We start from the raw sequence: 23,425 nt of genomic DNA, 5'->3' as shown, positions 1-23,425 counted from the left end.
GCATCAAACGCAAGGCAAGGGATGACCCCCACCGCACGGAAGTTTTCGAAGGCCGCGCTGATCGCGGCAGTCCTGGCGCTCGCCGCCTACTGGTACTGGTCGCCGTGGCTGGCCATCCACCAGATGCGGAATGCCGCGAAGGCCGGCGATGCGACGGCGTTCAACGAACGCGTCGACTATCCGCTGCTGCGTGAGAACCTGAAGGGCCAGTTGTCGGCGGCCATCGGCGCCCGCGCGACCGAGCGGTCCGAATCTGGCAGCGACATCGCCAAGGCCGGCGCGGCGCTGGGCTCCTTGTTCGCGACGGCGATGGTCGATCGGATGGTGGAGGCGTTCGTGCGCCCGGAGGCCGTCATGCGGATCATGCAGGAAGGCAAGCTGATGCCCCGCCGGGAGTCGCGCGCGAAGACGCCTGGCGACACGCCCGTCGACGAGGAGGGTGAGCCCGACGGCAGCAAGGCGCCCTCGAAGCGCGAACCCATCTGGACGACGGAACGCCCCGGCGTGGACACCTTCATCCTTTACGCGCGTCGCGCGGGACAGGCCGAGGATCGCCGGACCGGGCTGGTCTTCCAGCGACGGGGATTCGCGTCGTGGGTGCTGACGGAAATCCGGTTGCCGGCGTTGTCTTAGCGAGCATCACCAGGTCGAGTTGACCGTTGCGCACGAAACCATCTGCCTCTGGAAGAGTGATCCCCTTCAGCTTGTAGCTGTCGAACGATCCAGGCATTGCGCGTCTTGTGTTGAAGTCGGAGAACGCCGGGATCAGAAGCTGCCGGCGGTGGACGAGGACAGCTCCTTGAGCGCATACACGGCGTCCAGCCGCGCTTGCACCGCTGGCGCAATCATGTCGATGGCGTCTGCGCCGGCCACGAACAAGCGCGGGGGCTGCGCCATGCCGACGAGCTGAACCAGGACCTGGCCGAGCTTGTCAGGGTCACCTGGCTGCTGACCTGCATAGGGAGACCACATTTCCTGCGCGCTCACTTCGACTGCGGCGTAGTCGTCGATGCGATGGCTTGGCCAGTGGACATTCGCTGCGGACAGCAGGTCCGTGCGGAAGAAACCCGGTTCGACGACGGTGACTTGGATGCCGAACTTCTCGACTTCGTCGGCAACCGCCTGCGAAAGGCCTTCGAGGGCGAACTTGCTGGCGCCATAGGCGCTGCAGTGCTTCATCCCGACCACGCCGGCCACGGAACTGATGTTGATGATGTGGCCGGAGCGCTGCTCGCGCATCACCGGCAGCGCGGCGCGCATCACATGGCTCACGCCCCAGAAGTTGGTGGCGAACTGGCGCTCCATGTCCTGCGTCGTCAGCTCCTCGAAGTTGCCGACGAGGCTGTAACCCGCGTTGTTCAGTACCACGTCGATCCGGCCGAAGCGCGTCACCGCCTGCTCGACGGCGGTCAAGACCTGCGCGGCGTCCGTGACGTCCAGCGGGAGCACCTCCAGCCTGTCAGCCGCTGAGCCGTGCAGGGCATTCCTGACCTTCTCCACATTCCTGCCGGTCGCGACGACGCGGTGACCCGCCGCCAGCGCAGCCTTGACGGCGCCGGCACCGATGCCGCTGCCCGCGCCTGTGATGAACCAGACCTTGCTCATGACTGTTCCTTGCGATGACTTGATGTCGGCGACTGTAGGAATCAGCGGAAGAAAGAAAAATAGGGTAATGGCACAAGCCCTGTGAAGTTAAGCTTCAAGGTATGAAGCTGAATCAACTCGACGGACTGATCGCTTTCTGGAAGGTTTCAGCACACGGCAGCTTCACGGCAGCAGCCGCGGACCTCGCTGTTTCGCCCTCCGCGTTGAGCCAGGCCATACGGCAGTTGGAGAAGCGTCTGGGCGTGCGTCTGTTGAATAGGACCACGCGAAGCGTCAGCCTCACGGAGGCGGGCCAGGCCTATCTGGCGCGCGTCGGGCCGGCGCTCGGCCAAGTGGTCGAGGCGGGGGACGAACTGAAGGTCCTTCAGGGGAAGCCGTCCGGCACCCTGCGCCTGAATGCGGCGAGGGTCTCCGCCGCGCTGGTCCTGCGTCCCCTGTTGGCGGGTTTCCTTCAGGAGAATCCGCATGTCCAACTCGAACTGACCAACGATGAAGGCTTTGTCGACATTGTCGAGAAAGGCTTCGACGCAGGCATCCGCTTCGGCGAGAGCGTGCATCGCGACATGATCGCCGTCCCTATCGGCGGGGCCATGAAGGTCATGGTGGTTGCTACCCCCGAGTACCTGAAGCGCGTGCCTGCCCCCAGGCATCCGGACGACCTCGTGCGTCACAACTGCATCCGGCTGCGCTTCGCCGCCACGGGCGCCATCTACAAGTGGGAGTTCGACGTGGACGACCGCCTGGTGGACTACGAGGTCGGCGGCAACATCATCATCACCGACACGACGTTCAGCCTGGATCTCGCACTCGAAGGCGTCGGATTGGCATACACCTTCGAGCAACTGGCGTTGCCCTACATCCGTGCCAAACGCTTGAAGCCTGTACTGACGGAGTTCTCACCCACCTTCCCGGCGTTCTACCTGTACTACCCCAGCAGGCACGAGCAGCCCTCAAAGCTGAAGGCGCTGATCGAGTACGTCGGTCGCCACGCGCCTTGATCGGACGACGATGCACCGCGGAGCCCCGCTTCTTCCAGGCTGAACTGATGAAACTCGACCACCTTTTCAGCCAGCGTACGCAGACTTACCGGGTCCCCGCGCCGCGCCTGGGCACCCCGGTCGCTGCGGGAGAGAAACAACATCAGGGCCGACAGCTTCCAGGTCAGGCGATTGCGTATGGTGTCAGTGCCGGCGATCAAGAACGGTCCTCCAGAACGTATCCCATGCCACGTTCGGTGTGCAGCAACTTGAGCTCGAAGGGGTCGTCGAGCTTGCTGCGCAGGCGCCGGATCGCGACCTCCACCACGTTGGTCTGCGAATCGAACCGCATGTCCCACACTTGTTCCGCAATCGTGGTGCGCGTGAGGATCTGACCACGTCGACGCAGCAGGACCAGCAGCAGGGCGAACCCCTTGCCGGTGAGATCCAGACGCTGTTCCCCGCGCCTGGCACGGCGGGCGAGCAGGTCCACTTCGAGGTCGGCCAAGCGCAGCGTGGTGCCAGCGGCACCGCCATGCTGGACCATGGCGCGCCGTGACAGCGCGCCCACGCGGTCGGCGGGTTCTACACGATGCGAGAAGCCGCCCGGCGAGTTCGAAACAACGGTCGCATCATCACGTTGTCTTCCACCGTCGCACACGCGAGATTGCCCACCACAGGGCCGTATGGGGCAACCAAGGCCGCGCAGGAGATCTATGCCAATGTCCTGGCGAAGGAACTGGCGGGACGCATGATTTCCGTCAACGCGGTAGCCCCTCGCCCGGTCAATACCACCACCGAGGGCAGAGCTCCTGGCTGACGAGAGCGCAAGGAGCTCGTCGGGGATGGCATCTTGAAGAGACTCTTCAGAGGGTCGTAAGCGGGGGGACCTTTTTCTTTTCAGACGGTCCGCCCACATTCGAGGTCAAGCCATTTCCCACGTCCATGCGACGCCCCACGTGATGAATACGAATGAGCAGGAAACAAGTTTGACTGGCCAGGGTCGCCGTAGCTTCTTGACCGGCGCTGCCCTCGCCGCGACCAGCCTTGCCACGGCGCAGACGTCGTGGGCCGCCGCTTCCGGCCCGCCCCAACGCAGCTTGAAACGAAGCAACAACATGCAGACGCGAAAACTCGGTGCTTTGGAAGTTTCGGCGTTGGGCTCCGGTGCATGAGCATCAGCGCCAATTACGGACCGCCCGCAGACCGGAGGCAGGGTATTGATCTCATCCGCGCTGCACATGACAAGGGGGTCACATTCTTTGACACCGCAGAGGTCTACGGCCCTTACACAAACGAAGACCTGGTCGGAGAAGCGCTCGCGCCGTTTCGCGATCAGATCGTCATCGCCAGCAAGTTCGGCTTCGACATCGAAGGCGGCACCGGCGGCGTCACCAGCCGACCTGAACACATCAAGAAGGTCGTCGAAGCCACGCTCAAACGTCTCAGAACCGACCGCATCGATCTTTACTACCAGCATCGGGTCGATCCCAAGGTGCCCATCGAAGAGGTGGCCGGTGCCATCAAGGACCTGATCAAAGACGGGAAGGTTCTGCACTTCGGCCTGTCCGAGCCGAGCGCCAAGACGATCCGAAGGGCGCATGCCATTCAGCCGCTGGCTGCCGTCCAGACCGAGTACTCCTTCATGGAGCGGGATGTCGAGCGCAATGGCGTGCTGAATACCTGCGAGGAACTGGGCATCGGTTTCGTGCCTTGGGGACCGCTGGGAATGGGTTATCTGAGCGGCAAGATCAGCCCGCACACGAAGCTCGATCCTGAGACCGACCTCCGCTCCGGGTTCGAACGCTTCTCGCCCGAGAACCTGGCCGCAAACAAGGCGGTTGTCGATGTGTTGCAGCAATTCGGCCAGACGAGGAACGCGACCTCCGCGCAGGTCGCGCTCGCGTGGCTGATGGCGCAGAAGCCTTGGATCGTGCCTATACCGGGCACACGCCGCCTGGATCATCTCGACGAGAACCTCGGGGCCCTGCAGGTTCGGCTGAGCCCTGCCGATCTTGCGGAACTGGAAGCTGCCTTCTCAAGGATCAAGGTGCGCGGCGGTCGTATGAACAAGATGTTCATGGAATACGTCGACACCTCGACGTGACCGCGCTCCAACTCGCATGGAGCCAGCCTCGCCAATCCACTTCCAGGGTGTCAGAACAGCATGACCACACTCATCGTCAACGGCCGCGATCACACGGTCGATACCGATCCGTCCACCCCGATCCTCTGGACCCTGCGCGACACGCTGGGCATGACCGGCACCAAGTTCGGCTGCGGCGCGGCACTGTGTGGTGCCTGCACCGTTCACCTGGACGGCCAGGCCATCCGCTCGTGCATCACACCGATCTCCGCGGCTGAAGGCAAGAGGATCACCACCATCGAGGCCACCACCGACGGCAGCGATCGTGTCGGTGCCGCCGTGCATGCGGCCTGGGTCAAGCACGACGTGGCCCAGTGCGGCTATTGCCAAAGCGGTCAGATCATGAGCGCCACCGCCTTCCTCAAGTTGCTGCCCAAGGGCAAGCAGCCCTCGGCAACAGAGATCGACGCCGCCATGGCGGGCAACATCTGCCGTTGTGGCACCTACGCCCGCATCCGTGTCGCAGTGGCCGACGCTGCCAAGACCCTGGGCTGAAGGAGTCATCATGTTGCGCAACATCGACGCCCTTGAAATGCCGCGTGCTCTGCAGCACCTGTTGGGCCGGGACCAGGCCGGCGACGCCAACGGGTTGCCACGCCGCAGCTTCCTCAAGCTGGCCGGTGCCGGCGGTGCCGGCTTCGCGTTGGGCGCCTTTTCGCAGCCGGCTGCAGCGCAGGCTGACGGCCAGCCAGCCAGCGGTCTGAAGCCGACGCAGCAGCCGTCGGCCTTCGTGCAGATCGCGCCTAACGGCGAGGTCACCGTGACCATCAACCGGCTGGAGTTCGGTCAGGGTGTGCAGACCGGCTTGCCGATGATCCTGGCCGAGGAACTCGATGCCGACTGGCGCATGGTGCGCAGTCGCAACGGTTCAGGCGACGCGGCCTACCTCGACCCGATGTTCGGCATCCACCTCACCGGTGGATCGCACTCGATCAAGAACAGCTTCACGCAATACCGCGAACTCGGCGCGCGCTCCCGCGCCATGTTGTTGTCGGCTGCAGCGGCGCGCTGGAATGTCGACATGAGCACGCTGCGTACGCGAGCGGGCATGGTGCTGGGTCCAGCGGGCCGCAAGGCGGGTTACGGTGAGCTCGCCCAGGACGCCATGGCCTTGCCAGTGCCTGAGAAGGTCACGCTGAAGGACCCCAAAGACTTCCGCATCATCGGCAAACCCACCACGCGTCTTGACGCGCGTGCCAAGAGCAGCGGGCGGCAGGACTTCGGCATCGACATGCGTCTGCCCGGTCAGCTGACAGCGGTGGTGGCGCGTCCGCCGGTATTCGGCGCCCGACTCACGTCGGTCGATGACAGCGCGGCGCGCGCCATCAAGGGCGTGAAGGCCGTACTGCGCATACCGGGGGACCGAGGCGGCGAAGGTGTGGCCGTGGTCGCCGACGGCTACTGGCCCGCCAAGCAGGGCCGGGACGCGCTCAAGCTGCAATGGAACACCTCGAGCGTCGAGAAGGTGGACAGCGAACGTCTGTTGGCCGAGTTCCGTGACCTGGCCGGCCAACCCGGCCCCCGTGCGTTCGATGCCGACATGGCACCGTTGGCGACAGCACCGCAACGACTCGAAGCCGAGTTCGTTTTCCCCTACCTCGCGCATGCGCCGATGGAGCCGCTGAACTGCACGGTGAAGCTGTCGGACGATCGAGCTGAACTCTGGGTCGGCACGCAATCCCCCGGCCTGGACGCCAGTGCCGCCGCGGGTGTGCTCGGCCTCAAGCCCGAGCAGGTGACGATGCATGTGCAGACGGCAGGCGGCGGCTTCGGCCGGCGCTTCGTGGGATCGAGTGACTATGTCGTCGAAGCTTGCGCCGTGGCCAGGGCCGCCCGAGCCGCTGGGCTGGGCGTCCCGATTCGCACGCTGTGGAGCCGCGAGGACGACATCAAGGGCGGCTACTACCGCCCACTGCACGTGCATCGGGCACGCATCGGCTTTGACGAACGCGGCAACGTGCTGGCCTGGGACCACGTCATCGTCGGGCAGTCCATTCTCGCGGGTACGGTGTTCGAGCAGTTCCAGGTGAAGGATGGCGTCGACGCATCGGCCACCGAAGGCATGCGCAAACCGTACGACGTGCCGATGCGCTTGACCGTGCACCACCCGAAGGTGAACGTGCCGGTGCTGTGGTGGCGCAGCGTGGGCTCGACGCACACCGCCTACGTGATGGAGACCCTGCTCGACGACATCGCCCGCGCCACGAAGCAAGACCCGGTGGCCTACCGCATGCGCCTGTTTGGAGACAAGCATCCGCGTCACCGTGCCGCGCTGCAGTTGGCCGTGGACAAGAGCGGATACGGCAAGAAGCAGCTCCCCGCTGGCCGCGCCTGGGGCGTGGCCGTGCACGAGTCCTTCGACTCGGTCGTCGCGTACGTGGTGGAGGCCTCTGTCCAGGACGGCAAGCCGGTGCTGCACCGGGTCACCTCCGGTGTGCACTGCAACCTCGCGGTCAATCCGCGCAGCGTGGAGGCGCAGGTGCAAGGTGCCGCGCTCATGGGCCTGTCGATGTGCCTGCCGGGCGCGGCCATCACGCTGAAGGACGGTGTCGTCGAGCAGAGCAACTTCGGTGATTTCGCCGTCCCGCGCATCACCGACATGCCGCAGTTCGCGGTGCATATCGTGCCTAGCGCGGAGCCGCCCACCGGCATGGGTGAACCCGGTCTGCCGCCGCTGGCACCGGCGTTTGCCAACGCCATCGCACGGATCACCGGCAAGCCGGTGCGCGATCTGCCGTTCAAGCTGGCCTGAGTCTTGATGGGTGCGGGCGCCATGAAAGATCGCGACACCCTGGTCTTGCACACTGCGTTGGGCTGGCAGCCCGAAGGCCTGCCCGTGGTGCTCGTCACCGTCGCGCAGACCCGGGGGGCCTTGCCGCGGCCGCCGGGCTCGCTGTGCATCATCAAACGTCAATCATCAAGACCGAGGCCGTCGCGGGCTGCGCGGTCTGACACCGGGCGACCACATCGCTTGCAAAGAACCGCTTCGCCCGGCGAGGGTGTCAGCGACTTGCCACCAAAGGGAACTTCATGAATCGCCCCATTGCCGGTACCGTCATCGGGCTCGCCATCGCGTTCGCCACGTCCGTCGGGCATGCCCAGGACGTCAAGGCCGCCGCTGCGCCGGCGGCTGCGAGCAGCACGGTGCCCGGGTATCTGATCGCCAACTTCACCATCCGTGACCAGGCCATGTTTCAGAAATACCGGGACGCCGTCCGCCCGATCTCGCTCAAATACAAGGGCAAGCCGATCGTCTTCAATGCGAATGCTCGACGGGTCGAAGGGAGTCCGCAGACGGTCATGGTCGTCGTCGAGTTCCCCAGCCTGGCGGCCGTCGAGAGCTTCTACTTCTCGCCGGAGTACACCGAGGTGAAGAAGCTTCGCCTCGCCTCGACCGAGGGCACGCTTGTGCTGACCGAAGGCTTCCAGCCTCTGCAGCCGTAGCGCGCGTGTTCGAGCAACCAGTGTCGTCGTCGCTGTCGCGTCCGAAGACCACCAGCAATCGGCTGTTCGACTTGCAGATCTGCTCGTAGATCTCGAAGCGTCCGCCGCCGCTGTCTCGGGCGCCGAACGCTTCGACGTCGTCCGGCATGCCGATGGCCGCGTAGACGTCGTAACTCGGAATGCTGACGAGCGGGCTGGCGGGCCAGGCCAACGTGATGGACGGCTGCGCCTCCCAGAGCTTGCGCTCGTAGGTCGCTGTCATGCCCAGCGGCGTGGGAGCTTTGTCGGCACGGAGCACGACCGGGTCCTCGTAGAAAGAGGTACGAAGAGCGAAGGGCAGGTAGTCCGCCAGGATCACCGGCTCGAAGATCAAGCCCAGGTCGCAGACCCGCTTGAGCAGCAGGAGCAACGGCCGGGTGGCCCGAGGGGGTGGCGGCGGTGGCGGTGGCGCGACGAATGGGACGTCATGTCTGCCATTGAACGGTTGGGAGGCATGGGACGCGGTTGCCATGATGGCCAGCGCGACGAGCAGGCCGGATGAAGACGTCTCATCGTTGCCCATCCAGTTCCGAAGATTCCGCCGCGACTGCCACCAGCGGACTGGCGTCATGGCGCCGGGCATGCCGGCCGCGTCTCAAGGACGCCCCGCCGCCCAGGCGACCAGCGATTGAATCTCTCCGTACATCGGCAGCTCCGGCCTGATGTCGAAGCCGCCGGCTTCGACCACGTCCATGGCCCGCTGGCAGGCGGCCGTCCGATCCGGTTTGTCCAGCATCGAGCGCACGGCGGCCTGCGCGTTGCCGCGCACCGCGCTGGTCATCTGCTGCCACACCTGGTCCGCCTGCGGCTTGCCGCCTTGCGCACGGGCTTCGGCCATGCGTGCGGCCTCGTACTTCGCCGCGGCATTCACGAAGACCTGATTGCGCTTCTGCCAGGCCACGACCAGATCCTTGGGCGATTCCGGCCGATTCAACAGGTTCAGGCACTCCTGGCCGATGCGCCGGACGATGTCGTTGGCCGTGGCGACGGCGGCCATCGAGGCATCACGGCTCTCGGTCGTCGGCGAGCCGGCGGGCAAGACACCCGACGCCGCAGTGCCAGGTGATGCCGATGCGCGGCTCGCCGCGTTGACCGACGCCGCGCAGCCTTGCACCAGGTCTCGCACCCGGCGCGAGATCGCCGGCGAGGCGTCGGGACCGGCCAGGAAGTCTTCCTTCAGGTAGCGCTGCACATCGGTCAGGCTGGAGAACATCTCCAGCTGCTGCTTGTCCTCCGCATCGAATTCCGGCATCGGCTCCGGCAGCGGAAGCTGCAGGTTGCGATAGGCCCGCAGCCAGGCCCGCTTGGCGTGCTTCTGTTCCACCGGGGATTCCAGGAAGGTGTCCACCATGCGGTCCCAGCCCGGTTCGAACGCGTTCTCCACCAACTGGCGGATGACGCCATGGAAGGACGCCGGAGGCAGTGCCTGCACGCAGGCGGCCACGGCAGGATCGATGCGCCCGGCGTTGAGGGTCTTGGTCACGCCACCTTGGAGTGACGCCAGTGCCACCCGCGATTGGGCCTCCACCAGCGGCGTTTCAGCGAGTGCGGAAAGTGGCGCGATCGATGCGGCGGCAAGCAGGAAGGCGGCGAGGCCGCTTGGGGATGTCATGGGGCGGATTATTCATGCCTGCCGACCGATGGCGGGCCGATGCTTTCCGCCGCTCCGCCTCACTCCGATGGTGGTGACAATGGCCAGTTGTCGAGCAGCTCCGCCGCTTCTTCGCAGTCGTAGCCGCATGCAATCCATGCTGCCGTGGCGCCATCCCGCGCGATTGCAGGCCGGTTGCACCCGAACGCGATGGCTGCTTTCCGGTACCCTGAGGATGCATGACGTGCCACAGCTGAGGGACGCGATAGATGGCGCAGCGCGCAACGCTATTTGAGTTCTACGAAAAGGTATGCATCTCGTCCACCGACGGGGAGCTTGCCGAGATCAATGGCCAGCTTGCAGCGGTGTTGGGTAAGTCGGTCGAAGACGACGGCACGCTTGTCGGCTACGCCGTACACATCTATTCGACGGGCGAGTGCTGGAGCGTCAAGGAGCGAGACCTCATTGCCACTGGCGAGTTCGACAGACGCGAGACTTTCCACTCCGGTGCATCCATTCGCGTCGACGAAGGCGGCGACGTCATCGGATAAGCCTATTTCGACGATTGCTTTGTGGCGCTGATTCTGGCGCCGGCAATGTCCGCAACGGGTTGAGCGTCGTCCCTCAGGGGGCGCGGCGAAAAAGCGCCTCCATCCTGAATAGGTCGACGGCTGTGCAGCGGGTGCAGTCCGCCGTCGCTACGGGGCGAACTCACGCTGACCGTCATCAAGCAGTCGCTGGCAACGTCGACAGCGAGACGCACAAGAGTCAGCTGTCCGATGCGCGCCGACCATGAAGCTGGATTCCTCTACTCGACGAAGCCGGCTGGGCCGGAAACCCCAAAATCAGGGCCACGCCATTCGAGCGGTTTTCGGCGTGAAGCGTGAGGCGCATGGCCAGGCCGTAGATGCGCGAGGCGAACAAGCCCAGTCCGCTGTTGCCCGCTTGATCGCTGCCCGACACGCCGAGATCAAAAATCCGGTCGAGGTCGGCATCTGGAATCGGCGCTCCCTGGTTGAACACGGTCAGCGTCAACGCCGCGTCGCTGGACACCAGTTGCAGTTCGATGTCCGTGCCTGGCCTGCGGTAGCGCTCGGCGTTCTCGATCAGGTTGTCTAGGATCTGCTCAAGCTGGATGGTGTCGATGTCTGCCAGCACGTCGTGTGTCGGGCCAACGTAGATCACGGGCTGTCCATCGTCCCGCAGATTAGCCGCCAAGCGACCCGCGAATTCGGCGACATCGTGTGTGCTTATGACGATCTCTCCGTTGCGCAGGCCATCTTCGACGGACGTGGCTTCATAGAGCGCGTCCACGGCCCTGCGCACCCGGGACAGATCCTTCTGCACCTCTGGGCTGTCCTTGGTGCGGGTAAGCAGCGATGCCAGTGGTGACCGGATCTCGTGGCCGATGGCGTCGAGAATCGCCTGACGGGCCTGCACGTGGGCCTCGGCCAGCCGCAGACCTTCGGTTCGGCGGCTGTCTTCCAGCCGGTGCCGGCGAAGAACGTGCGTGTTTCGCAGCCGGTTCTTCTCCAGTAGCGCATGAAAGACGCGGCCCAGCGTGCCGATCTCGTCTTTCTGGGTGGCAAAGGGCTTGAGGCTGCCCCCCACCACGCGGGCGCACTGCCATTGAATAGGCTGCGCCCCGTAACCGCAGCAGCCGGATCATGTAAAACGCCCAGTGGCCTGCCAGCACGGTGATCAGCAGCAGCGCCAACGACATCCACGCGAACGCTCGGGTGGCCAGGTCTGGCAGTGCGACCGGCGTTTTTCTCAACGACGCGGTCGCGTCGACGAGGCCGGCAACGTACAAGGGTTGCTTGGCACTCAGCGACGCGGTATCAAAGCGCGGCCGCGAGAGCGCCTTCTCGGCCAGCCAGTCGGCGAAGCGCTGAAACCGGCCTTGAAGCCGGGGGGACTCGGCGCTCTCGGCAGTGTCGGATCGCCACACGATGCGCTTGGTCCGATCCGCCGTCAGCGCAGTGACTTCGAGCAGCGCGCGCGAGGGCACCGCGGCCAGGTATGCCTGTGACAGCGAGACCAGCGGCGTGCCGGGGCGGCCCGCCGCGACGTCATAGGCGACATAGGTCTCGTCGCTGGCCTTATCCACTTCGTACACCTTCACGCCGACCTTCATCCCCTTGAGCTGCTGCGATGGCCAGGTCGCCACATCCGCTGCAGTCGGTTGCAAGATGGCCGAGTCGATCCGGCCAACCAGGGGGACGAAGCCCTTGGCAACACTGCCCTCGTCGTGGACGACGCTCTCGAACGCCTGGCCACTGATCAGTCGGATGGGCCTGCCGCCGTCGTCATTCTGGAAGGCCGCCAACTCGTGCACACCGTCGAACCGGCTCAGCTGCGACGGGTATCTGGCCCGCGCCAGTGGCGGCGGCTGGAACGTCAGGGTGAATCGAGTCTCCCGGGCGCCGGCAAAAGTGAGAATCACGCGATTGACATCGCCCAGCGGCCGACCAAATCTGTGCTGATGGATCTTGGCCGACGGATACCTGAGTGAGAAGTAGACGAACCGACCCGAGGGGTCATTGGGCACCGCCGCAAAACAGGCCTGCAGGGCAGGTATGGGCACACCCTGTTGTCTCACCGCAGGGAATTCGACCTGGCAGGCCCTCGGGCCCTCCCAGTTGACTTCCGACGCCTTGAAGGTCTTGGCGTTGCCCGTGTGCAGGAGATAGCTGAAAAAACTGCGGCGCAGCGTGTTGATCTGCAGCGGGCGCTTGGCTTGGGAAAACTCCTCAGGGTTCTCTAGCAGGCTGGACCCATCGGGCTCACGGATGCTGAGCAGAAACTGGGCCAACTGGCCGCGTAGTTCCGACTCCTGCACGCGCTGGTCCTTTTCCCGGGCGGTCGTCACCAGGTCGTCGACGGCGAAGCCGATCAGCAGCATTAGGACGGCGATCATCGCCACGGTGCGCAGCGAAAAATCCCACCGCCGTGCCCAGCGACCCCACCGGCTAGGACTCATTCTTCCAGACATAGCCCTTGCCAGGCTCATTGGCGATGTGATTGAACTCGGGGTCGACCTCACGGAACGCGCGGCGCGCCCCGGACACGTGGGTGGCCAGCGCCTTGACGTTCGCGGTCGAGCTCAAGTTGGGCAGCAGGCGCTTGTAGCCCACCACGGCGCCAGGCTGCTCGATGAGGCACTGGATGATGCTGAGCTCCGTCATCGTGAGCTTCACCTGCTTGCCGTTCCAGCGTAGTTTGTTCTTTTTGTCGGGGTCAGGTTCCAGCCCCTTGGGCCAGCCCTCTGCGCCGAACAGGTCCTTACCCGGGTCGCCGCGATCCCAGTTCAGGGCATGCTCGACCTTGTGGACGAAGTCCTGGTCGTCGACGGGCTTGGCCACGAATTCATAAGCGTGCAACGTCAGGGCCAGATTGCGAAGGTTGCCCTCGGGCATGCCGGAGACCACGATGGTGGGCCAGGGCTTGTCGCGCATGTCGCTCAGCAGACCCAACCCGGCATAGCGATTCCTCGGACCAGCGCCGAGTTCGATGTCCATGATTACCAGATCCAACGTCTCCCGGCCAAGCAGCTCCTCGGCCTCGGTCTTGGTGAAGGCCTGGAGCACCTCAGCTTCGAAAGACTCGCAGATCAGCGCCTTCAGCCGTTCGCTTTCGATGGCAACGTCTTCAATGATGGCGATGCGGTACATGGCGTGTATCGAGGCGGGGCTGGTGACCGCCATGAGCATCGCATGCCTTATGCCGGTCTTTGCAGGCCGATGGTTCAGATTTCTGAACCATCCCCGAGCCTCGGTTCGGAGATCTTGGCTGTCGGTCAGGAAGTGGGCGCCACGCCCCAGGCCGGTCAGGACAGCCGCACCAAGTATGTCCCAACCTGATCGCAAGAAATCGCAGACTGGTGGCATGAACTACTACCGCCTGCCGAACCCGGCTTGACGATCATCCCGATGAACGCTCCCGACCTCAACCGTGCCACCACCCGCCAAGTGACGACCGACGCTTCGGCGCGGTTCACCTACCTCACGGAGGCGATCGCCAAGACCTTCGAGCCCACGGCCACTCAGTTGGCCGAGCTTGAGCGCGCCTACGTAGCCACTGGCGAGTATCTGACCGAGTGCCCCGAGTTCGCCGGGACGCTGACGCACGTCCACGCCCATGGCTCCCGCCAGATGGGCACCATCGTTCGTCCGTTGGATGCCAACCGCGAGGGGTTTGACATCGATCTGGTGGCTCGCCTGTCGCGCGGCGCCGTGGTCCGCTACGGTGGCGAGACCGGCCCGTCGCTGCTGTTGCAGCACCTCTTCGCCGCCCTGGGTCGCTACGCTGACCGCCACGGCCTGTCGATCAAGAAGTGGGAGCGCTGCGTGACGCTCACCTACGCCGGCGGCATGTGCGCCGACTTTGCGCCCGTGATCGACGATCCGATGCATACGCCGGCCTTCGGCGAGCACCATGGCCGCATCCCGGACCGCGAGCTAAAGCACTATCTGGCGACGAACCCCAAGGGGTATTGCCTGGGCTTCGACGAGATCGCCAAAGTGACGCCGACGTTCCGCGTGGTCGAAGCGCTGTCGTACGCGCTGGACTCCGTACGCAGGGCCGATGTCGAGCCGCTGCCGGATGCCCAGGACGTGCTGGGCCGTTTGCTGAGTCGCTTCGTGCAGCTCGCCAAGGTCCACCGCAATCACGCATTCGCCGATGTTCCCAACGCAAGTCGTTTGGCACCCACCTCGGTGTTCCTCACCAGCCTGATCGCCAAGGCGTATGCGATCCTGGCGCCCAAGGTGCACGAGGGGCCCCTGGACCTGTTCCTGGACATCGTCGAGCTCATCCCCTTCCTGTTCGAGCGACAGGCGCAGGCAGGCGGCGGCGAGTTTTGGTTTCTGGACAACCCCTGCGCGCTGGCCGACAACCTGGCCGCCTCGATGAACACCAGCCCGCGCCAACAGGCGTTCCGTCAGTGGCACGAGAGGCTTCGTAGCGACTTAGCCGATCTGCTGAAGACCATCGAGGCCGGGCAAGGCGCGGACACCGTTGCGAAGGTCGTCGAGTCGGCCTTCGGCGCGCGAGCCGGCCAGGCTGTGCTGGCCCACACCGCGCAGCGGCGTGAAGACCTACGCTCGGCGGGCAAGGCCGCCTTCATCGTCGGCGGTGGATCGTCCATCGTGGCGCCGGCCCGTGCGCACACCTATTTCGGCGGGGCCCACGCATGATCCCGTCTCGGCCATTGCCGTCGCTCGCGAGGCGGTACGCGGAATTGCAGTCGTTGGCGTGGCCAGGATCCTCACTGCGGCTGATCGGCGGGCGCGAACTGCGTTTCGAGTTCAACGTGGCGCCGACGCCTCTGTCGCGCATGTATCGCTGTTTGCTGAAGCTGGCGGTCGCGCGCCCGCCCGAGTTGCTGGTGCTGGATCCGAGCCCGCGCGCCCTGGCCGGCGCGAGGCCGCTGCCCCACGTCTACCCGCACGAGGGGCGCGGCACCAAGCTGTGCTTGTGGCTGCCCAAGACCCATGAGTGGTCTGCGCACATGAAGCTCAGCGAAACCTACCTGCCGTGGGCGGCAGAGTGGCTCGACTACTTCGAGGAGTGGTTGGCGACGGATGTTTGGGCCGGCGGCGGCGAGCACCCTCAGCCCAAGTCCAGGCGCTGGGCGCGGGCCGGTAAAGTCAAAATCTGAAGACCGGAGATGCCTTGAACACGATCATCGAAACTCAGAACCAGTCGAAGATGCTGTCCTTGCTGCGTGCTCGGAGTCGCATCTATTCCAGGGCAAAGCGGATCCAGGGCACCATCGTGCTGGTCACGCTTTCGCTGCCAGCGTTGAGCTTGGCTGCGGCAATCTGGTTTCCGGCCGCGAAGGCCTTCATCACCCTCGTCGCGCTGTTCATTGGACTGTGCGAGATCCTGGTGCTCGACCGCTGGCACAAGGCGCGCATGAAGTGCGCGGCCAAACTCCAGGAGGAGTTCGACTGCGCGGTGCTGGACATGCCCCCGAACGATTTCCTGGTTGGCGGCAACGTCGACCACGAAGAGGTGTTCGCGCTGTCGGAGAAGTCCTTTGACGAGGAAGGCGAGCGCCGGCTGCGGGACTGGTACCCGGTGGCCGTTGAGCAGGTGCCGTTGCCGGTTGGCCGCATCCTTTGCCAGCGCGAGAACCTGCTGTACGACAGCAGTGTGAGAAAGACGTACGGCGCCGTGCTGTCGTGGGGGCTGGCTTTGGTGATCGTGCTGCTGAGCCTATGGAGCCTGGCGATGGATCTCAAGCTGGAGGCGCTGATCTTGACCGTCTTGGTGCCGGCCATGCCCATCATCACCTGGGCGCTGCGTGAGAAGTACCGGCAGGGCGATACCATCGACACGCTGGTGCGCCTGAAGGCCGAATCCGAAAAGCTGTGGAAGAGCGCTGCGGCGGGTATGGACGAGGGCGCGGCCGCAGAACGTTCGCGCGAGCTGCAGGACGCCATTTTCAGCCACCGTGTGTCCAGCCCGCTTGTGTTCGATTTCCTGTACCGCTACCGTCGCAACGACCTGGAAGCCCAGATGAACGCAGGCGCTCAGCACCTCGTGGGCGACTACCTCAAGAACCACACGGTTACGGCCTGAAGACGGCCGCCGCATGCAAGCGCTTCGCCCCCCTCAGTTCAACATGCTTGCGCTGGCGAGCCGCATCCAGCCGCTGGACTCCGAACTCTCGGCCGCGAAGTTGCACTGCGCCTCGGTGCGAGCACGCCTGGAGAAGGCGTTCGCCGTCTCGGCAGTTCAGAACATCGGCAGCCACTGCCGCGGCACCGCCATCAGGCGCCACAGCGATCTGGACGTCATGGTGGTGCTGCGCAAGGAGGAGGTGCTCTGGGGCGGAAAGCTGGTGTCGTCGGACACCGTCATCCAGAACGTGCTGGCCGAGCTGCGCGGCCGATTCACCACTTCGGCGATCCGCAAGGATGGCTTGGCCGCAACCCTGGCCTTCGGCAGCACCCGCCAGAGCCTGGACGTCGTGCCGGCAGTTTTTTCGCGTTTCGACAAGGGGAGCCAGCGCCCCGTTTACCTCATCCCTGATGGCGCTGGTGGGTGGTTCGAGACGAGCCCGCAGATTCATGACCGGTTTTTCGCAGCGGCGCAGTTGGCCAGCGGGAACAAGTTGCGCAAGGTCTCGCAGTTGGTCAAAGCGTGGAAGCACGCGCGCGCCGGCTCGCTTCCAATCCGCAGCTTCTACGCTGACATGGTGTTGGCCGCTTCAGGCGTCTGTGTCGGCGCGAAGATGTATGGTCAGTGCCTGCACGACTTTTTTGCCGTTCTGTCGCGCGGTGTGTGTGGCTACCTACAGGATCCTTGTGGCATCGCCGGGCAAATCACGGCCACGGATACGCAGGCTCAGCGGCAGGCGCTGGTGACGGCCATCGAGTACGCCTGCAGCCACGCTGCGGCGGCGCTCAGCGCACAGGCCCGCAACAATGTCCAGGAGTCCAACCGGCAGTGGAATCTGGTGTTCAACGGCACCTTCTGACATCTTGCTGCGACCGAGCCAATGCCGCACGACATCCTATTCCAGTCGCCAAGAGTGATTTTGCGATCGGACTGCGGATTCATCTTCAGTGTTTTTGACCGCTTTCAAAGTTTGCTTCGGTGACCGGTGTTAGCAGTAGCAGTCGTTCATGCACGGTACCGCGAACGACTCGGTTCAGCCTAGAGCGGCGGTGGCAACGCAGCGGAAGCGGACATACTGCGCGCTTCACTCTTTCCACATGTATGGTGTTCCTCGCGCTAACGAAATCTGGTCTCCAGCAGGTGCTGCTCAGATTGCTGCCCGACGACAGTGTTTGGTGTGCGTGCGACGCGATATCACAGGAGGAGTTCGGCTCGAGCCCTCCGAGGCAGGTCACCCGCCTTGAATACGCACTGGTCGATGCGGGAAGCATCCAGCGGGCGCTCTGGGTCATTGAGGACCACCACCCGGGCGAATCGGTGTGGATTGAGTCCGGTCCGCGCCCAGCCTGAACCGACCGCCCGAACGTCTCTTGCCCTCGTTGCGCTCCCGGGTCGCATCGGTCTTCACAGACCCGCGACATCGCCCTTGCCAGAATGGACCATCGACATCCGTCCGAACGCCGTCCATTCACCGCATGCACACCTACGACCCCACCGCGCCGAACCTTCCCCACAATCCGTTCAATGCCATCGTCGGACCTCGACCCATCGGGTGGATGTCCACGAAGAGCAAGGCCGGCGTCGTGAATCTGGCGCCGTACAGCTTCTTCACGGCGTTGAACTACACGCCGCCGATCATTGGCTTCTCCAGCATTGGCCGGAAGGACTCGTTGCGCAACATCGAGGAGACCGGCGAGTTCGTCTGGAATCTCGCCACGCGCGAGTTGGCCGAGGCCATGAACGCGACGTGTGCGCGGGTCCCTCGCGGCGTCAATGAATTCGAGCTGGGGAAACTGACTGAGGTCGCGTCCGTGAAGGTGGGGCCGCCACGCGTCGGAGAGAGCCCCGTCGCCTTCGAATGCAAGGTGTCGCAGATCATCCAGCTGAACTCCATGGACGCTGAGCCCGTGGACACCTGGATGATCCTGGGTCAGGTCTTGCTGATGCACATCTCGCCGGCCCTGTTGAAGGACGGGGTGTTCGACACCGCCGCCGCGGGGCCGATCCTGCGAGGCGGCGGACCGGGCGACTATTTCGAGCTCGGCGACAAGTTCGTCATGGCAAGGCCGGACTGAGCCACGCGGCGGAAGGGCCGACCTCCCGGTCGGCCCCGTTCCTGTCGACCGCGCTCAGGGCAGCGCGTTGAGCGACGACCTCACGCCGCGCGAGAAGCTCTGCCCGTCGTGGCGGTCCCAGTTGATCGACCACGTCATCACGCCGCGCAGCGTCGGATAGGCCTGCGGCGGCTTGATCGCGCCGCATTGCGACAGCTTCGTCAGGCAGTTGAGCGCCGCCGTGATCGTCGCGACGCTCGCCTGGCCGCTGTTGGCCGACGACGGACCCGACGGCAACCCGAACGCGACCTGGTCCGGCCGCAGCCCGCGGAACACGAACGGCCCGGTGCCGTTGTTGGTCGTGAATCCCTCGATCAGCATCCGGCTGGTGGCCACCAGCATGTCGGCGCTGCCCTCGGCCAGGCCCTGCGTCGCGTACGGCGTGTAGACGGCGCCGTTGTTGTAGTACTGGACGTGGAGCACGTTCAGCTCGTCGCGCAGGCCGTCGATGATGGGCAGGTAGGCGCCCCAGATGCCGCTGTAGGCGACGTAGCCGCCCTGGACGTACGGATGCTCCGGCGCCATCGACAGGTAGAAGCCGCTGCCGATGCGCGCCTTCAGCTGCTTGACCGCGCTGACCAGGTTGGCCTGCACCGGCGCGCCCGAGGTGACGCCGGCGCCGCTCTCCAGGTCGATGTCGATGCCGTCGAAACCGTAGCGCCGCATGATGGCCTCGACGCTGTTGACGAAGTTGGTCACCTGCGCCGCGTTGTTGAGCGTCACCGTGCCGTTCTGGCCGCCGAAGGACAACACGACCTTCTTGCCCTTGGACCGCGCGGCCGCCACGTCCGCGATGAAGCGCGCCTCGCCGCCGGCGCTCGGGTCGAGGTTGAAGGCGATGCTGCCGTTGCCCGCATCGTCCGCGAAGGCGACGACGATCACGTCGTAGTCGGCGGAGACCTCGCTGATCGGGAAGGTCGGTCCGGCGGGGTTGGTGAAGTTGTGCCAGTAGCCGATCAGCTGGTGCTTGCCGGGCGCGGGCGCCGGGCCGGGCGACGGGGCCGGCGTGGGCGCGGGACCGGGTGCCGGCGTCGGTGCAGGAGAGGGCGCGGGCGTCGGCGCCGGTGAGGGGGCGGGCGGCGTGGTGCCGCTGTAGATCGTCCATGGCTGACCCGTGCCGACAGGGCCGTTGCGCGTCGCGGGGTTGTCGCCCTGCGTCCACCAGTTGGCGCGGTAGATCACGCCTTGGTAGCTGACGATCGCGCCGCCCGAATAGGCCGTTGCCGCATTCCATGCACCCTGCGGCGCAGGGGCGGGGGACGGGGCCGGCGTGGGAGCGGGCGCAGGACTGGGCGCCGGGCTCGGCGTGGGCGCCGGCGACGGAGCGGGCGAAGGTGCCGGACCGCTCGCGGGGCCGACCAAGGTCCACAGCGATGCGTTGGTCGGGTTCCAGCCGGTGCTGGCGTAGTCGGTCTGGTTGACGGTGGCCCGGTAGAGCTGGCCGTTGTAGCTGACGACGGTGCCGGCGGTGTAGTAGGTATCGGGCTTCCAGGCCGCGGCGGTCTGCGCGACCGCCTGCAGGGTGAGCGCGGCGGCGCCGAGGGCGACGATCAGCCGCAGCGGGGCGGACGTGGCAGAGGAGGGGCGTCGGACAGAGACGGTCATGGCAGTGGTTCCAAGGTAAGACCGAAGCGGGTCCCGAGCCCGCACCAAAGCCGCCGGAGGCCTCGATGTTGAGGCCAGTCGGCGGATTGCGTCGTCGGTGGATCTTCACTGGTATTAGAAGATTCCAGTTTTATTGCCACCGCTTGGATACCACTTTCCGAAATCTGGACGATCTGGCGCAGCGGGAAAACCCGGATCATGGTGACAAGGCGTGTGGCCAGCTCCCCCTATCCTGTCGATCCCGCTCATCGCCATTCGTCGTGCAAGGGAGCGGCATCGAGCCGCGCCAACAACCGGAGAACCGCAATGGACTACGTGGATGGATTCGTGATCGCCGTGCCGACCGCCAAGCGCGAGGCCTATCGCCAACTGGCGCAGGACGCCTCGGCGGTGTTCAAGGACCACGGCGCGCTCAAGGTCGTCGAGTGCTGGGGCGACGACGTGCCCGAGGGCAAGGTGACCTCGTTCCCGATGGCCGTGCAGCGCAAGCCGGACGAGACGGTGGTGTTCTCGTGGATCGTCTGGCCGTCGCGCCAGGCGCGCGACGAAGGGATGAAGAAGTCGATGGAAGACCCGCGCATGAACCATGACCCGAAGGACATGCCCTTCGACGGCCAGCGCATGATCTTCGGAGGCTTCGAAGTCATCGTCGACGCTTGAGCGAGCCTCCGTCCAGGAGGCTCGACCGTCACTTGCCCGCGGCCGCCGCCGCTGCGCGCAGCTTGTCCTTCTTGCTCGGCCGCCTGCCCTTGACGCCGCCGGTGGCGGCCTCGGGCGTGGCGATCTCGGTCGGCTCGAAGCCGGCGATCCGCTCGCGCTCGACGCGCCGGCCCTGGCGCTTCTCGATCAGGCGGAAGTGCGCCTCGGTGGCCGCGCTGATGAAGCTCACCGCGAGTCCGCTCGCGCCGGCGCGCGCGGTGCGGCCGATGCGGTGCGTGTAGTCGTCCGCGGCGCGTGGCAGGTCGTAGTTCACCACCACCGGCAGCCGCGCGATGTCGATGCCGCGTGCGCCGAGGTCGGTGGCGACGAGCACCCGGATCCGACCGGCCTTGAAGTCCGCCAGCGTGCGCGTGCGCGCCCCTTGGCTCGCATCGCCGTGGAAGGCCGCGGCCTCCAGGCCGTTCCGGCGCAGCTTGTCGGCCACGTGATCGCAGGCGTAGCGCGTCGCGACGAAGACGAGCACGCGCGACCACTCGCCCTGCTCGATCATGTGACGCAGCAGCGGCGTGCGCTTCGCGGCGTCGACCTCGACCGCGTGTTCCTCGATCTGGCCTTCGGTGGCCGGCTCGCCGCTGACCTCGATGCGCACCGGGTCGTGCAGCAGCTGGTCCGCCAGCGTCTGCACCGCCGCCGGGAAGGTGGCGGAGAACAGCAGGTTCTGTCGACGCTTCGGCAGCAGCGCCAGCACTCGCGCCAGCTCGTCGGCGAAGCCGGCGTCGAGCAGCCGATCGGCCTCGTCCAGCACCAGGCACTCCACGTCGGAGAGCTTGAGCGCATTCTTCTCGACGATGTCCAGCAGCCGGCCCGGCGTCGCGACGACGATGTCCGCGCCGCCACGCAGCGCCATCATCTGCGGATTGATCGACACGCCGCCGTACAGCACCGAGACCTTCAGCGGCTCGTCGAGGAAACGTCCGACCTGGATCACCGTCTCGCCGACCTGGGCGGCGAGTTCGCGCGTGGGCACCAGCACCAGCGCCTGCGTGCGACGCAGCGCGGGCCGGACGCGGGCATCGATGCGATGCAGCATCGGGAAGACGAAGGCCGCCGTCTTGCCGGAGCCCGTCGCCGCCGAGCCCAGCAGGTCTCGGCCTTCGATGATCGGCGGCATCGCGGCCGCCTGGATCGGTGTGGGCACTTCAAAGCCGAGCTCATCGGCGGCGCGCACGAGGCGCGGCGACAGGCCCAGCGCGGCGAAGGTGTTCTCCGTGCTCACAGCAGGCGCACCTTCACCGACTTGCCCTTCACCTTGCCGGCGTTGAGCTTGCGCAGCGCCTGGTCGGCGATGCCGCGCTCGACGGCGACGTAGGTCGAGAACTCGTTGACGTTGATCTTGCCGATCTGCGCGCCGTCGAATCCGAGGTCCTTGGTCAGCGCGCCCAGCACGTCGCCCGGACGGATCTTCTCCTTGCGGCCGCCCAGGATCTGCAGCGTGACCATCGGCGGATGCAGCGGCTCGGCGCCGGGCTCGGTGGTGAGCTCGGTCAGCGGATGCCACGGCGTGACGCTGCCCTGCATCTGGTCGATGCGGCCGACGCGCCCCATCTCGTCGAGGCTGGCCAGGCTGAACGCCCAGCCCGCCTCGTCCGCGCGGCCGGTGCGGCCGACGCGATGCACGTGGACTTCGGGGTCAGGTGTGATGTCGACGTTGATGACCGCTTCCAGCTGCGCGATGTCCAGTCCGCGCGCCGCCACGTCCGTCGCCACGAGGACGCTGCAGCTGCGGTTGGCGAATTGCACCAGCACCTGATCGCGGTCGCGCTGGTCGAGGTCGCCGTGCAGTTCCAGCGCGACGATGCCCTCGGCCTGCAGCACGGCGACAAGGTCGCGGCACTGCTGCTTGGTGTTGCAGAAGGCCAGCGTGCTGGCCGGGCGGAAGTGGTTGAGCAGCAGGCCGACGGCATGCAGGCGCTCGTTCTCCTTCACCTCGTAGAAGCGCTGGCGGATCTTGCCGGCGGCGTGCTTCTCGGTGAGCGTCACTTCCTGCGGCGCGCGCATGAAGCGCGTCGCGATGGACTTCACGCCGTCCGGGTAGGTGGCGGAGAACAGCAGCGTCTGGCGCGTCTTCGGGCAGTTCGCGATCACCTGCGCGATGTCCTCGGCGAAGCCCATGTCGAGCATGCGATCGGCCTCGTCGAGCACCAGCGTGTTCAGCGCCTCCAGCGTGAGCGTCTCGCGCTGCAGGTGGTCCAGGATGCGTCCCGGCGTGCCGACGACGATGTGCGCGCCGTGCGACAGGCTCGCGAGCTGGTTGCGGATCGGCGCGCCGCCGCACAGCGTCAGGATCTTGATGTTGTCCTCGGCGCGCGCCAGGCGGCGGATCTCCTGCGTCACCTGTTCGGCGAGCTCGCGCGTCGGGCACAGCACCAGCGCCTGCACGGCGAAGCGGCGCGGATTCAGGTTGGTCAGCAGCGGCAGCGAGAACGCGGCGGTCTTGCCGCTGCCCGTCTTCGCCTGCGCGATCAGATCCTTGCCGGCCAGCGCGAGCGGCAGGCTGGCGGCCTGGATGGGCGTCATCGAGAGGTAGCCGAGCTGCTGCAGATTCGCCCGCATC

The 23,425-nt window shown here is 65.7% G+C and carries 21 protein-coding genes and 2 pseudogenes; 14 read left to right on the top strand and 9 right to left on the bottom strand.

Translation table 11 applies throughout. The features are described from left to right. Positions 1–21: 21 nt before the first annotated feature. Positions 22–633 (top strand): DUF2939 domain-containing protein, encoded by a 612-nt coding sequence (locus ACFJIX_RS03655; protein ID WP_377157822.1) that lies wholly within the window; start codon positions 22–24, stop codon positions 631–633. 132 nt (positions 634–765) lie between these two features. Here the strand turns inward: ACFJIX_RS03655 and ACFJIX_RS03650 are convergent, their stop codons facing one another. Beyond that, positions 766–1,605, bottom strand: a complete 840-nt coding sequence (locus tag ACFJIX_RS03650; RefSeq protein ID WP_377157821.1) for an SDR family NAD(P)-dependent oxidoreductase — start codon at positions 1,603–1,605, stop codon at positions 766–768. Between the two features lie 101 nt (positions 1,606–1,706). Between ACFJIX_RS03650 and ACFJIX_RS03645 the strand changes: the two genes are divergently transcribed. Continuing rightward, a complete protein-coding gene (locus ACFJIX_RS03645) occupies positions 1,707–2,603 on the top strand; it encodes a LysR family transcriptional regulator (protein ID WP_377157820.1) in 897 nt (298 codons plus the stop codon). A gap of 196 nt (positions 2,604–2,799) precedes the next feature. Here ACFJIX_RS03645 and ACFJIX_RS03640 read toward each other — a convergent pair. Beyond that, positions 2,800–3,156 (bottom strand): annotated as a pseudogene (locus ACFJIX_RS03640) (winged helix-turn-helix domain-containing protein); the annotation flags it as partial. Positions 3,157–3,171: 15 nt separating this feature from the next. Between ACFJIX_RS03640 and ACFJIX_RS03635 the strand changes: the two are divergent. The 5 genes and pseudogenes from ACFJIX_RS03635 to ACFJIX_RS03615 form a co-directional block, all read left to right on the top strand. Beyond that, positions 3,172–3,402, top strand: a pseudogene (locus ACFJIX_RS03635) (SDR family oxidoreductase); the annotation flags it as partial. Positions 3,403–3,753: 351 nt separating this feature from the next. Further along, positions 3,754–4,689 carry an aldo/keto reductase gene (locus ACFJIX_RS03630; protein WP_377157819.1) on the top strand — a complete coding sequence of 312 codons (936 nt, stop codon included), beginning with the start codon at positions 3,754–3,756 and terminating at the stop codon, positions 4,687–4,689. Positions 4,690–4,749: 60 nt separating this feature from the next. Further along, a complete protein-coding gene (locus tag ACFJIX_RS03625) occupies positions 4,750–5,223 on the top strand; it encodes a (2Fe-2S)-binding protein (RefSeq protein ID WP_377157818.1) in 474 nt (157 codons plus the stop codon). A gap of 10 nt (positions 5,224–5,233) precedes the next feature. Further along, positions 5,234–7,480 (top strand): molybdopterin cofactor-binding domain-containing protein, encoded by a 2,247-nt coding sequence (locus ACFJIX_RS03620; protein WP_377157817.1) that lies wholly within the window; start codon positions 5,234–5,236, stop codon positions 7,478–7,480. Positions 7,481–7,758: 278 nt separating this feature from the next. Further along, positions 7,759–8,172 (top strand): DUF1330 domain-containing protein, encoded by a 414-nt coding sequence (locus ACFJIX_RS03615; protein WP_377157815.1) that lies wholly within the window; start codon positions 7,759–7,761, stop codon positions 8,170–8,172. A gap of 634 nt (positions 8,173–8,806) precedes the next feature. On the opposite strand, the gene ACFJIX_RS03610 is transcribed toward ACFJIX_RS03615, so the two are convergent. Continuing rightward, positions 8,807–9,823, bottom strand: coding sequence for a hypothetical protein (locus ACFJIX_RS03610; protein ID WP_377157814.1), 1,017 nt, complete (start codon positions 9,821–9,823; stop codon positions 8,807–8,809). Positions 9,824–10,071: 248 nt separating this feature from the next. Here ACFJIX_RS03610 and ACFJIX_RS03605 point away from each other — a divergent pair, with 248 nt between their 5' ends. Further along, positions 10,072–10,353, top strand: coding sequence for a hypothetical protein (locus ACFJIX_RS03605; protein WP_377157812.1), 282 nt, complete (start codon positions 10,072–10,074; stop codon positions 10,351–10,353). Between the two features lie 217 nt (positions 10,354–10,570). On the opposite strand, the gene ACFJIX_RS03600 is transcribed toward ACFJIX_RS03605, so the two are convergent. The 3 genes from ACFJIX_RS03600 to ACFJIX_RS03590 are packed head-to-tail and all read right to left on the bottom strand — an operon-like array spanning position 10,571 to position 13,476. After that, complete coding sequence (locus tag ACFJIX_RS03600; RefSeq protein ID WP_377157811.1) at positions 10,571–11,149, bottom strand: sensor histidine kinase; 579 nt, start codon at positions 11,147–11,149, stop codon at positions 10,571–10,573. Next, positions 11,100–12,728 carry a hypothetical protein gene (locus ACFJIX_RS03595; protein ID WP_377157810.1) on the bottom strand — a complete coding sequence of 543 codons (1,629 nt, stop codon included), beginning with the start codon at positions 12,726–12,728 and terminating at the stop codon, positions 11,100–11,102. Before ACFJIX_RS03595 ends, ACFJIX_RS03600 begins: the two co-directional genes overlap by 50 nt. 46 nt (positions 12,729–12,774) lie before the next feature. Continuing rightward, positions 12,775–13,476 (bottom strand): response regulator transcription factor, encoded by a 702-nt coding sequence (locus ACFJIX_RS03590; protein WP_377157809.1) that lies wholly within the window; start codon positions 13,474–13,476, stop codon positions 12,775–12,777. A gap of 243 nt (positions 13,477–13,719) precedes the next feature. Here ACFJIX_RS03590 and ACFJIX_RS03585 point away from each other — a divergent pair, with 243 nt between their 5' ends. The 5 genes from ACFJIX_RS03585 (at position 13,720) to ACFJIX_RS03565 (ending at position 18,507) form a co-directional block, all read left to right on the top strand. Continuing rightward, a complete protein-coding gene (locus ACFJIX_RS03585) occupies positions 13,720–15,000 on the top strand; it encodes a nucleotidyltransferase (RefSeq protein WP_377157808.1) in 1,281 nt (426 codons plus the stop codon). A 44-nt stretch (positions 15,001–15,044) separates the two neighbouring features. Continuing rightward, positions 15,045–15,464 (top strand): hypothetical protein, encoded by a 420-nt coding sequence (locus ACFJIX_RS03580; RefSeq protein WP_377157806.1) that lies wholly within the window; start codon positions 15,045–15,047, stop codon positions 15,462–15,464. Between the two features lie 14 nt (positions 15,465–15,478). Further along, on the top strand, positions 15,479–16,390 hold the full coding sequence (locus ACFJIX_RS03575) for an S-4TM family putative pore-forming effector (RefSeq protein WP_377157804.1): 912 nt from the start codon (positions 15,479–15,481) through the stop codon (positions 16,388–16,390). 13 nt (positions 16,391–16,403) lie between these two features. Further along, the gene (locus ACFJIX_RS03570; protein WP_377157802.1) at positions 16,404–17,291 is read left to right on the top strand and encodes a nucleotidyltransferase; all 888 of its coding nucleotides are present in this window, start codon (positions 16,404–16,406) and stop codon (positions 17,289–17,291) included. Between the two features lie 616 nt (positions 17,292–17,907). Then, complete coding sequence (locus ACFJIX_RS03565; protein ID WP_377157801.1) at positions 17,908–18,507, top strand: flavin reductase family protein; 600 nt, start codon at positions 17,908–17,910, stop codon at positions 18,505–18,507. A 54-nt stretch (positions 18,508–18,561) separates the two neighbouring features. Here the strand turns inward: ACFJIX_RS03565 and ACFJIX_RS03560 are convergent, their stop codons facing one another. Next, on the bottom strand, positions 18,562–20,151 hold the full coding sequence (locus tag ACFJIX_RS03560; RefSeq protein ID WP_377157799.1) for a chitinase: 1,590 nt from the start codon (positions 20,149–20,151) through the stop codon (positions 18,562–18,564). 306 nt (positions 20,152–20,457) lie between these two features. Between ACFJIX_RS03560 and ACFJIX_RS03555 the strand changes: the two genes are divergently transcribed. Further along, positions 20,458–20,811, top strand: coding sequence for a DUF1428 domain-containing protein (locus ACFJIX_RS03555; protein WP_377157797.1), 354 nt, complete (start codon positions 20,458–20,460; stop codon positions 20,809–20,811). Between the two features lie 28 nt (positions 20,812–20,839). Here ACFJIX_RS03555 and ACFJIX_RS03550 read toward each other — a convergent pair whose 3' ends face one another. Both ACFJIX_RS03550 and dbpA read right to left on the bottom strand, forming a co-directional pair. Beyond that, complete coding sequence (locus ACFJIX_RS03550) at positions 20,840–22,087, bottom strand: DEAD/DEAH box helicase (protein ID WP_377157795.1); 1,248 nt, start codon at positions 22,085–22,087, stop codon at positions 20,840–20,842. Then, the gene (gene dbpA / locus ACFJIX_RS03545) at positions 22,084–23,424 is read right to left on the bottom strand and encodes an ATP-dependent RNA helicase DbpA (RefSeq protein ID WP_377161588.1); all 1,341 of its coding nucleotides are present in this window, start codon (positions 23,422–23,424) and stop codon (positions 22,084–22,086) included. The genes ACFJIX_RS03550 and dbpA overlap by 4 nt, the downstream gene beginning before the upstream one ends. Between the last annotated feature and the right edge of the window lies 1 nt (position 23,425).

Origin of the sequence: Roseateles sp. UC29_93 (assembly GCF_042695725.1) — a bacterium.
Taxonomy (GTDB): domain Bacteria; phylum Pseudomonadota; class Gammaproteobacteria; order Burkholderiales; family Burkholderiaceae_C; genus Roseateles; species Roseateles noduli_A.
This window is presented reverse-complemented; position numbering and strand designations above follow the sequence as displayed.